This window comes from Skermanella sp., assembly GCF_059503625.1.
Genome location: NZ_JCACHA010000770.1, coordinates 1 through 9,830 on the forward strand (window position 1 = coordinate 1; position 9,830 = coordinate 9,830).

9 protein-coding genes are annotated in these 9,830 nt (G+C 63.8%); 6 read left to right on the plus strand and 3 right to left on the minus strand.

What is annotated here, in order from left to right; genetic code table 11:
* Positions 1 to 364 precede the first annotated feature (364 nt).
* A complete protein-coding gene (guaB, locus tag AC5JJ6_RS26875) occupies positions 365 to 1,840 on the plus strand; it encodes an IMP dehydrogenase (RefSeq protein WP_496045013.1) in 1,476 nt (491 codons plus the stop codon).
* Positions 1,841 to 1,928: 88 nt separating this feature from the next.
* Here guaB and AC5JJ6_RS26880 read toward each other — a convergent pair whose 3' ends face one another.
* Positions 1,929 to 2,462: a hypothetical protein gene (locus tag AC5JJ6_RS26880; protein ID WP_496045014.1), complete on the minus strand. Its 534-nt coding sequence runs from the start codon at positions 2,460 to 2,462 to the stop codon at positions 1,929 to 1,931.
* Positions 2,459 to 3,031, minus strand: coding sequence for a hypothetical protein (locus AC5JJ6_RS26885; protein ID WP_496045015.1), 573 nt, complete (start codon positions 3,029 to 3,031; stop codon positions 2,459 to 2,461). Before AC5JJ6_RS26885 ends, AC5JJ6_RS26880 begins: the two co-directional genes overlap by 4 nt.
* 313 nt (positions 3,032 to 3,344) lie before the next feature.
* Here AC5JJ6_RS26885 and AC5JJ6_RS26890 point away from each other — a divergent pair, with 313 nt between their 5' ends.
* Genes AC5JJ6_RS26890 through guaA form a run of 4 tightly spaced genes read left to right on the plus strand, consistent with a single transcriptional unit; the run spans position 3,345 to position 7,378 of the window.
* Positions 3,345 to 4,661: an RsmB/NOP family class I SAM-dependent RNA methyltransferase gene (locus tag AC5JJ6_RS26890; RefSeq protein ID WP_496045016.1), complete on the plus strand. Its 1,317-nt coding sequence runs from the start codon at positions 3,345 to 3,347 to the stop codon at positions 4,659 to 4,661.
* Positions 4,658 to 5,218 carry a GNAT family N-acetyltransferase gene (locus tag AC5JJ6_RS26895; RefSeq protein ID WP_496045017.1) on the plus strand — a complete coding sequence of 187 codons (561 nt, stop codon included), beginning with the start codon at positions 4,658 to 4,660 and terminating at the stop codon, positions 5,216 to 5,218. Before AC5JJ6_RS26890 ends, AC5JJ6_RS26895 begins: the two co-directional genes overlap by 4 nt.
* Before the next feature lie 47 nt (positions 5,219 to 5,265).
* Positions 5,266 to 5,757 (plus strand): GNAT family N-acetyltransferase, encoded by a 492-nt coding sequence (locus AC5JJ6_RS26900; protein WP_496045018.1) that lies wholly within the window; start codon positions 5,266 to 5,268, stop codon positions 5,755 to 5,757.
* A 49-nt stretch (positions 5,758 to 5,806) separates the two neighbouring features.
* Complete coding sequence (gene guaA / locus AC5JJ6_RS26905) at positions 5,807 to 7,378, plus strand: glutamine-hydrolyzing GMP synthase (protein ID WP_044434093.1); 1,572 nt, start codon at positions 5,807 to 5,809, stop codon at positions 7,376 to 7,378.
* A 56-nt stretch (positions 7,379 to 7,434) separates the two neighbouring features.
* On the opposite strand, the gene AC5JJ6_RS26910 is transcribed toward guaA, so the two are convergent.
* Positions 7,435 to 7,983 (minus strand): TetR/AcrR family transcriptional regulator, encoded by a 549-nt coding sequence (locus AC5JJ6_RS26910; RefSeq protein ID WP_496045019.1) that lies wholly within the window; start codon positions 7,981 to 7,983, stop codon positions 7,435 to 7,437.
* A gap of 89 nt (positions 7,984 to 8,072) precedes the next feature.
* On the opposite strand from AC5JJ6_RS26910, the gene AC5JJ6_RS26915 reads away from it, so the two are divergent.
* Entirely contained in the window at positions 8,073 to 9,092 is a 1,020-nt protein-coding gene (locus AC5JJ6_RS26915) for an NADP-dependent oxidoreductase (protein ID WP_496045020.1), read from the plus strand.
* The last annotated feature ends 738 nt before the right edge of the window (positions 9,093 to 9,830 follow it).

The window sequence follows — 9,830 nt, forward strand, 5'->3', positions numbered from 1 at the left end:
GGCTGCCGCTTCGCTTTAGACCGACCTACAAAAACACAATGCCATAGGTTAGTCACCTAAGCCCGATCCTTGACGACCCTTGCCTATATTATGATATAATTTCTTCAAAAAGTCAGAAGTTGGATAAAATCTTCTATTGGACTTGCAGAATTCGACCATCAAGTTCCATCCGTCAAAATGCTCGGTAGACATCTCTCGCAAAATCCTTCGCGAGGCCGACTTTTCGTCGATGGCCCACATGCGTCCATAGACCGGCAAAAAACCACCCCATCCCCGAGCCCTGCGTTTGCCGCAGGGCAACACAGACTTCACACAGCGCGTTTCCTGTGTATAGTGCCGCAAATTTTACGCCAGGAGACGGTACATGGCCCAGATCGTGCAGTTTCGCGAAGCCCTAACCTTCGACGACGTCCTGCTGGTGCCGGCCGAATCCTCGGTCCTGCCGGCGCAGACCGACACGCGCACCCGGCTGACCAAGACGATCGAGCTTGGAATTCCGCTGATGTCCGCTGCGATGGACACGGTGACCGAGAGCGCCCTCGCCATTGCGATGGCTCAGGCCGGCGGTATCGGCGTACTTCACCGCAACATGGATATCGAGCGGCAGGCCGATGAAGTCCGCCGCGTCAAGCGGTTCGAGTCGGGCATGGTGGTCAATCCCATCACCATCGAACCGACCGCCAGCCTCGCCGATGCGCTGAGCCTGATGGCAAGCTACCGCATCTCCGGCATTCCGGTGGTCGAGCAGCCTTCCGGCAAGCTGGTCGGCATCCTGACCAACCGCGACGTGCGGTTCGCCTCCAACCCGCAGCAGCGGGTTTCGGAACTGATGACCCACGAGCGTCTGGTCACGGTGCGGGAAGGTGTCGATCAGTCGGAAGCCAAGCGCCTGCTCCACCAGTTCCGCATCGAAAAGCTCCTGGTGGTCGACGACGCCTACCGTTGCATCGGTCTGATCACCGTCAAGGACATCGAAAAAGCCCAGCTCCATCCCAACGCCTGCAAGGACGACCAGGGCCGCCTGCGCGCCGCCGCCGCCACCGGTACCGGCGACGACGGTCTCGCCCGCGCCGAGGCGCTGTTCGACGCCGAGGTCGACGTGCTGGTGGTCGATACCGCCCACGGCCATTCGTCCAAGGTGATGGAGCAGATCGAGCGGGTGCGCCGCCTGTCCAACTATACCCAGGTCGTGGCCGGAAACGTCGCGACCGCCGAGGCTGCCAAGGCTCTGATCGGCGTCGGCGTCGATGCCGTCAAGGTCGGCATCGGTCCCGGATCGATCTGCACGACCCGCATGGTCGCCGGTGTCGGCGTCCCGCAGCTGACGGCCGTCATGGATGTGGTCGAGGAATGCCATCGCCAGGGCATTCCGGTCGTCAGCGACGGCGGCATCAAGTATTCGGGCGACCTCGCCAAGGCGATCGCCGCCGGTGCCGATTGCGCGATGCTCGGCAGCCTCTTCGCCGGCACGGACGAGAGCCCGGGCGAGGTCATCCTGTACCAGGGCCGGAGCTACAAGAGCTATCGCGGCATGGGGTCGGTCGGGGCCATGGCGCGCGGTTCTGCCGACCGCTACTTCCAGCAGGAAGTGCGCGACACGATGAAGCTGGTCCCGGAAGGCGTCGAAGGCCGCGTGCCCTATAAGGGGCCGGTCGGCGGCGTGGTCCATCAGCTCGTCGGCGGTCTCAAGGCGGCAATGGGCTACACCGGCAACCGGACGGTTCCCGAGATGCAGACCAACTGCAATTTCGTGAAGATCACCAATGCCGGGCTGCGCGAAAGCCACGTCCACGACATCATGATCACCAACGAGGCGCCGAACTACCGCCGCGACCTGTGACCCTGGGGCACTAGATAGCGCGGGCCGAAGACATCGCCGGGGAATGCCGGTCGATGTCTTCGGCGTTCGCGGTACAGCGTTCCTGGTGCTAGGCCGCCTGCGACGGACCGTTCCGGCCCTTCTCTTCCAGCACTTCCACCTTGAAGCCGCGCGACGCCGGATAGCGGGTCGCCGCCTTGTGTACCGCGCGCTTCTCGGTCGTCGCCCAGACCAGAAACCGCATGGTGCCGGTCCAGTTCTCGTGGCCTTCGTCGCCTTTCGCTTCGGGAAGCAGGCCCCCCGGCCCGGAAATGCTCAGGATCCATGGATGATCCTCCGGCAGGCGGCGCTCGTCGAGAACGACCAGCCTGTTATCCGCGCGCTTGACCGATCCGACCCGCTCCTCGAGTGTCCGCACCTCGGTTTCCAGCCGCCCGACAAGCAGTTCGCTTTCCTTGAGCTTGTGCTTGCTGACCTTGGCCGCCTTGGCAAGCTCGCGTATCGACGCGACCTGAAGGATCTTGTCCTTGTGCAGAGTGGCGATACGGTGCCGGGCGATCTGTACCCTGTCCAGGGCGAAGCGGAATCCCAGCAGGATGCCGAGATAGCCGGTGAAGAACGACAGGATATAGGTCGTGGTCATGCGGCATCTCCCTGCGCGTCCTGTGAGACGTCTTCGGGTTCGATCATCTCGATCACGACGAATCCAAGGCTCATCGGAAAGCGGGCATTGAGGCTGCCTTTGGCGTCCGCCAGACTGCTGGCCCAGATCTCGACGTTTTGCGGGCGAGCCCAGCTGTTATCCAGAAGCCCATGAACCCGCCCCTCACGGATGGCGGTCTGAACGTGCCGATTGATCATCACGGCCTTGAAACGATGATGTCCGGGCCGGTGGTGCCCCACGAACCGGATATACTCCTCGTCGCGGTTCTCCAGGGCGTAGAGCTGCCTGTGCAGATCGTCGATCCTCCGCTCCACGTTCCGCCGTCGCGCTTCGCTCTGTCCAAGGGCCGGCCTGAGGCGTCCGCATCTTTGCGAGAACGCCGGGATCAGCGGGGCTCGCCGCTTCAGCTTGGCTTGAAGATCCTTGGCTTCCTTGCTGTCGAGGATGATGCGCGCCCAGAGCTCTCCGCCCAGGCGGGCACCGAAATATCCCAGCGTTCCGGCAATGCCCGCAATCAGTAAGTCAGTGATAATGTCAACCGGCGACATGCCCTAAGCACCACTAAGGAACATTGAAAATCATTATCGGCAGGGTACGGCAATATACCATGCGCACCTATGCCCTTCTACCACTATGGAGGTAGTTTGATGGCCGGGCAATACACTATCGAAGCTTCCTGACGCCGCACCCCTTGGGGCAGCCGGCAGGATGCCGCGCACCGGGACCGGCTAGGTGGTATTTTCGCCGCCGCAGCGCTGTCCTGCCGATGAAAGCTGTTGCGCGGCGGCGATTAATCGCCCATGTCACACCTTCATGTAAGTTTGGACGCAAGTTCGCCCCCGTGCATTCAGCAGAGACCAGATGACCCCCGGCGCCCGTCTTCAAGCCGCCATCGAACTCCTCGACGAGGTGGAGGTGACGCCGCGTCCGGCAGATGCCGTGATCAGCGCCTTCTTCCGTGCCCGCCGCTTCATCGGCGCCAAGGACCGCGCCGCCGTCGCCGAAACCGTCTATGGCGTCCTGCGCCGCCACGCGCGCCTGCGCTGGTGGTTCACCCATGCCGGCGGCTTTCCCGTAAACGCCCGGACCTTGCTGATCGCCGACCAGATCCTTGCCCAGGGCCGGCCCGCCGATCACCTGGACAAGCTGTTCAGCGGCGGCCGCTTCGCCCCGGCGGAGTTCTCGGCCGGCGAGATCAAGCTGGCGAACAAGCTGGAAGGCCATACGCTCGACCATCCGGACATGCCGGAGCAGGTCAGGGTCGAATGCCCGGATTGGGCGGCGGACCTCCTCCGGGAGTTCCTTGGCGACCGCTTCGTACCCGAGCTTGCGGCCCTGCTCGACGCGGCCCCGCTCGACCTCCGCGTCAATACCGTCAAGGGCGACCGGGATGCGGCCATCGCGGCTCTCGCCGCCGCCGGGATCGAGGGGGAGGCGACGCGCTGGTCGCCCTTCGGCGTCCGGATTTACGGTCGCCCGCCGCTGGCTTCGACCGACGCCTTCAAGGCCGGACTGGTCGAGATCCAGGACGAAGGATCGCAGCTCATCGGGCTGCTGACGGACGCCAAGCCCGGTCATCAGGTCGTGGATTTCTGCTCCGGCGCCGGTGGCAAGGCGCTCGCCATCGCGGCGGGCATGCAGAACAAGGGCCGGCTGGTCGCCTGCGACGTGCTGGAAAAGCGCCTGAAGCGGGCTGCCGAGCGGTTCCGCCGGGCGGGCTTGCACAACATCGAGACCCGCCCGCTCGCCAGCGAGCGCGATCCCTGGGTCAAGCGTCACAAGGGCAAGTTCGACCGGGTCCTTGTCGATGCTCCCTGCACGGGCACGGGGACGTGGCGGCGCAATCCCGATAGCCGGTGGCGTCTGCTGGGACCGGGACTGGAAGAACTGCTGAAGCTCCAGCATAGCATCCTGGACAGTGCGGCCCGTCTGGTCAAACCGGGCGGACGGCTGATCTATGCGACCTGCTCGATGCTGCCGCAGGAGAATGAGCGTCAAATCGACGCATTCCTTGCCGCTCATCCCGACTTCACGGTAAAGCCGGTGGACGATCTGTGGGAACAGGCTGTCGGTACGGCCAGCCCGGGCACCGGTCCCTATATGCGGCTGTCCCCGGCGCGGCACGGCACCGACGGCTTTTTCGCAGGCGTAATGGAGCGCGGGAGCGCTGTGGAATGATCGGGCGGATCCGGCGTGCGCGGCTCGACGATGCCGCTGCGGTGGCATATGTGCATGTTGCAGGCTGGCGTGAAACCTATCCCGGCATCGTTCCCGCCCGTACGCTGGCATCGATGGACGTGTTCAGCCGGACGCGCTACTGGGCGCAGGTGCTGGACAACAAACGGAACCGCACCGATATTTTCGTAGCCGAGATGCCGATAGACGGCGAGGACCGCGTCATCGGGTTCGGCGTCAACGGACCGGAGCAGGTCGGACTGACGGATTATTCCGGCGAGTTCCATGCCCTCTACGTCCTCAAGGTCGGGCAGGGGCAGGGGCTGGGCACAAGGCTGATGACGACGATGGCCGCGGCGATGACCTTGCGCGGCATGACGGCCGCCTCCGTGTGGGCCTTGCGGGATAATTGGAAGGCGCGGCGTTTCTATGAGAAAATGGGCGGCAAGCTGGTCAGCGACCGGCCTCTCATGTTCGATGGAACGCAGGTCATGGAAGTAGCCTATGGCTGGGGCGATATCACGCCGCTGGCGCGGCGGAGCGAGGAGGTATGGCGCTGATAAGGCGCGCCCACGCGGATGACGCCGCGGGTATAGCGAAGGTCCACGTGGCCAGCTGGCGCAGTACTTATCCGGGGATAGTGCCGGACGCCTATCTGCTCGGCCTCTCGACCGACGCCTATACCGAGCGCTGGCGCGCCATCCTCAGCGACCATGGCCGCATCCATGCCAGCTTCGTCGCGGTCGAGCCGCCTTACGGCGTCGTCGGTTTCGCCTCGTGCGGCACCCAGCGCACCCGCATCGAAGGTTTTGGCGGCGAGTTCTACGCACTCTATCTTTACGATTACGCCCAGGGACGCGGAATCGGCCGGCTGCTGATGGCCGCCATGGCGGCAGAGCTGGTCAATTACGGCATGAACTCCGCCGTCGTCTGGGTCCTGCACAACAACCCGTCGCGCTGGTTCTACGAACGGCTCGGCGGCGTCCGGCTCGCCGAGAAGCCGGTCGGGTTCGCCGGTGCTACCTTGACCGAGGTCGCCTATGGCTGGCGCGACCTTGCCCCGCTGGCGCGATTGTCGGCGGACCCGCCCGTGCGCTAGAACACCCCATTCCCAGATCGCCCCATTCAATGCTTGAAGCGAGTTTGACATGACTGCCCCTCTCTCCCCCGCCCTGACAGCCGATCGCGTTCTCATCCTGGATTTCGGGTCCCAGGTAACCCAGTTGATCGCCCGGCGCCTGCGCGAGAGTGGCGTCTACTGCGAACTCCATCCCTTCACCATCACGGACGAAAAGGTCAGGGAGTTCGACCCCAAGGCGATCATCCTGTCCGGCAGCCCGGCGTTCATCTCCCAGGAGAACTCGCCCCGCGCGCCGCAGCAGGTCTTCGACCAGGGCGTTCCCGTCCTCGGCATCTGCTACGGCCAGCATATCATGTGCGCCCAGTTGGGCGGCGAAGTCACCGGCTCCGACCACCGCGAATACGGCCGCGCCTTCATCGACGTGAAGGAGCCCTGCGCGCTGTTCGACGGGCTGTGGGAGCAGGGCGCCCGCGAGCAGGTCTGGATGAGCCACGGCGACCGCGTCACCAAGCTGCCGGACGGCTTCCGCGTCGTGGCGCAGAGCGAGGGTGCTCCCTTCGCCATCATCGCCGACGATACCCGTCATTTTTACGGCGTGCAGTTCCACCCGGAAGTCGTCCACACCCCCCACGGCGCCCAGCTGCTGGAGAACTTCACCCATCGCGTCGCCGGCTGCTCCGGCGAGTGGACCATGGCTGCCTTCCGCGACGAGGAGATCGCGCGGATCAGGGCCAAGGTCGGCAAGGGCAAGGTGATCTGCGGCTTGTCCGGCGGCGTGGACAGCTCGGTCGCCGCCGTGCTGCTGCACGAGGCGATCGGCGATCAGCTCACCTGCATCTTCGTCGATACCGGCCTGATGCGCACGGGCGAGGCCGATCAGGTCGTCACCCTGTTCCGCGACCATTACAACATCCCGCTGGTCCACCGCGACGCGTCCGACCTGTTCCTCGGCAAGCTGGCCGGCGTCAGCGATCCGGAACAGAAGCGCAAGATCATCGGCGGCCTCTTCATCGACGTGTTCGACGAGGAAGCGCACAAGATCGGCGGCGCCGAGTTCCTGGCCCAGGGGACGCTCTATCCCGACGTGATCGAGAGCGTTTCGGTATCCGGCGGCGGCATGACCATCAAGTCGCACCACAACGTCGGCGGCCTGCCGGAGCGCATGAACCTCAAGCTGGTCGAGCCGTTGCGCGAACTGTTCAAGGACGAGGTTCGCCGGCTGGGCCATGAACTCGGGCTGCCGGACAGCTTCATCGGCCGCCATCCGTTTCCCGGTCCCGGCCTTGCGATCCGTATCCCCGGCGATATCACGCCGGAAAAGCTGACCATCCTGCGGAAGGCCGATCAGATCTACCTGGAGGAAATCCGCAACGCCGGTCTCTACGACGCCATCTGGCAGGCCTTCGCCGTGCTGCTTCCGGTCCGTACCGTCGGCGTCATGGGCGACGAACGGACCTACGACTACGCCTGCGCGCTCCGCGCCGTGACTTCGGTGGACGGCATGACCGCCGATTACTTCCCCTTCGACCACGAGTTCCTGGGACGGGTCGCCACCCGGATCATCAACGAAGTCCGCGGCATCAACCGCGTCACCTACGACATCACCAGCAAGCCGCCCGGCACGATCGAGTGGGAGTGAGGGGATAAACATAGGCAATAGCGGGGTTCCAGGGGCTGGAACCTCGCGCATGCAGCTCAATCCTTGGCCAGGATGGCGCCGGCGATTACGTCGAAGAGGTGGTCGGCGCGTGGCGCGAGCGCAGGTTGATCCCGGAGCCACGCGAGCGCCCCTAGCAGCCCGAACAGGTCGGTGCCGTCCAGACCGGCTCGTGCTACGCCCTGTTCCTGAGCCCTGACGAGAAGGCGGGTGCCCGCCGCGCGCATCGTCTGGCAGGAGGCGTGGAGTGCCGACTCCGGGTCGGCGATGGCAGCTACCATCGAATCGATGGCTCCCCTGTATTTGTGCGCGACTGCGACGGCTTCGCGCAGCCATGACGTGAGCGCTTCCGCCGGCGGGGCCGATCCCTCCAGTTCTCCGGCCCTTGCCGTGAGTTCGTCGAAGCTGGCGCGGAGCAGGGCCTCGAGCAGCACCTCACGCCTCGGAAAATGACGGTACAGCGTACCCATTCCCACGCCGGCCCTGCGCGCGATATCGCGCAGCGACGCGTCTGCGCCCTGCTCGGTGACCACCTCGCGGGCGACCGTCAGCAGGTGCTCGTAGTTCTTCCTGGCGTCGGCTCGCATGGACCCCTCTTGACAAGCGGAACAGTGCTCCGGATAATCGGGGCACTGTTCCGGATAGAGATAGTCCATTTGCGGTGAAGGTGGAAGCGATGTCGGCAGAGACGATGAAGGCGGTGCGGTTCCACGCTTTCGGTGGTCCCGAGGTACTGGTTTACGAGGACGCTCCGAAGCCGGAACCGAAACCCGGCGAGATCCTGGTCCGCGTCCACGCGGTCGGGCTCAATCCGCCCGACTGGTACCTGCGTGAAGGTTATCGGACTCTTCCTCCCGAATGGCAGCCGGAGGGACGTTTCCCCATCATTCCGGGAACGGACATTTCGGGCGTCGTCGAGGCGACCGCAGACGATGTCGAGGAGTTCGCCGTCGGAGACGACGTGTACTCGATGGTGCGGTTTCCCAGCGGCGTTTTCGGGGACAGCATGGCCTATGCCGAGTACGTCAGCGTTCCGGCGTCGGAAGTAGCGCTCAAGCCGGCTGGCATCGACCATGTCCATGCCGCCGGAGCACCGATGTCGCTGCTAACCGCTTGGCAGTTCATGATCGAGCTGGGGCACGATGAACCGAACCCGCTCCAGCCGAACAGTCATCGGCCCGTGCCGCTCGAAGGCAGGACCGTCCTCGTAAATGGGGCCGCCGGCGGTGTCGGGCACTTCGCTGTGCAAATCGCCAAGTGGAAGGGCGCCCGCGTCATCGCAGTGGCGTCGGGCAAGCATGAAGCGTTCCTGCGCGACCTGGGCGCTGACGAGTTCATCGATTACAGGAAGACCGCTCCCGAGGATGTCGTCCGCGACTTAGATCTCGTCGTCGATTCGGTCGGCGGCCCGACGACCGGCCGTTTCCTGCGCACGCTCAAGCGGGGCGGCGCTCTATTCCCAATCTTCCCCTTGGGGTTCTCCGGTGCCGAGGCGGCTGCGGCGCTGGGCGTCACGGTTTCCGCAACGCAGGTCCGATCGAGTGGCGCGCAGTTGCAGGAAGTCGGGCGCTTGCTTGACGACGGTACGATCCGCGTTGCGATTGATAGCACCTTTCCCCTTGCCGATGCTCGCAGGTCCCACGAGCGGGCCGATCGTGGACACATCCAGGGAAAGATCGTGCTCACGGTCGAGTGAGGCGAAGCTTCAGACAGTCATCGTTCGGTCGGACGCACAGATTCAAAAAGGCGAAGCGTACCCGGCGATTCCAAAATCCGCCGGGTACGCTTCGCCTTTTTGGTAACCGGGACTCTGGCTGCGCCGTAGCGCAGAACTCTCCGCCGTTCTTAGCGAAGACCGACCAGCGACAGCACGGCAATTACGACGACAACGACGCCGATGATGTAAAAAATATTCCGCCCCACTTTGCTCTCCTACGTCGTTTGGTTTACACGCGGGAGAACGCTTGCAACCGACCAAAGGTTCCAGAGCGGCTGCGCTATCCATCGGATGCTGCCCGCAGGGAGAACGGTGGCGATTCGGCATCATGAGAACATAAAGCGAACATCGCGCTTGATGTTCCTAGTATGTTCTCATATGATCCTCTTGTCACCACCCCAGCAACCTGCTGGATCACCTGCAAGGGAGGATACGATGTCGGCTTCGAAGTTCCTGACCGAGTTCCTGGGTTTCGCTGGATTGGTCGCCTCGCTTTACGGCTGGACCATGATCGGCCAGCTGCTCGGCTCCTGAGCAGGCTTTTCTACAACGCGCTTGCTGAAACGGCAGTTGGGAAGACTTCTTTGTGAAATTGCGCTGCACAGTTTGGCGCGCCGATGGCAAATCGTGGAAGCGACCTACAAAATGATGATCTTACTGTGAATTTATCGCCCTGATCTTGGCCAAACATCGACGACATAACGAATTAAAAAGGCC